1 protein-coding gene is annotated in these 620 nt (G+C 75.5%); it reads right to left on the bottom strand.

All coding sequences use genetic code 11. From position 1 onward, the window contains the following. On the bottom strand, positions 1-203 hold a 203-nt coding region (locus K4G64_RS39595; protein WP_221760661.1), incomplete at its 3' end, for a hypothetical protein. Positions 204-620 lie beyond the last annotated feature (417 nt).

Consider the following 620-nt stretch of genomic DNA (forward strand, 5'->3'; position numbering starts at 1 on the left):
CCGTCGGGATTCCCCGTGGAATCGCCGCCGCCAAGCGGGGCGGCACTGCCGCCGCCGCCCGGACCAACGCGATCAAGGGGCAGCTGACCGCGGCGAAGAACCGGGCTGGTGCCCGGGTCACCGCCAAGGTCGACGGCGCCCGCGCCTTCGGCAACGAGTACCGCCGGAATGTGCAGACCGCCGCGCGGTTCGTCGGCCGTCATGCAGCCAACGCCCAGCTCGGGATGGCTCAGCCGATGGCAGGCGCGACCCGGCCGTCCAGCCCTCCCGGCACACGCGCAGCCGCCACCGCTCCCCCGGTCCCCGGCGCAGCCCCGGCACCTTCGGGGTCCGGTTCCTCATCGACCGGTCCCGCAGCGGACCCGGCGTCCATCTCCACGCCCGTGCTGAACCTCCCGCCCATGCCCAGGAAGGGCGATGACCCGCCGGCACCGCCGCCGCCCACGGCCCCGCGCCCCATTCGCAGGGCCACGAGGCCTGCCGGTCCGCCCCGTCGCCGCAGCTGATCGATCCACGCGGGGGTGAGCGCACCGCGCTGACCCCCGCGCCCGAACTTCCCTCACCCTGCCTCGCCTACAGGAGGTGTCCGATGCCCGCATCCCGGCCCGAGAGGTCAGGCG

Origin of the sequence: Streptomyces sp. WAC04114 (assembly GCF_019733245.1) — a bacterium.
Classification (GTDB): domain Bacteria; phylum Actinomycetota; class Actinomycetes; order Streptomycetales; family Streptomycetaceae; genus Streptomyces; species Streptomyces massasporeus_A.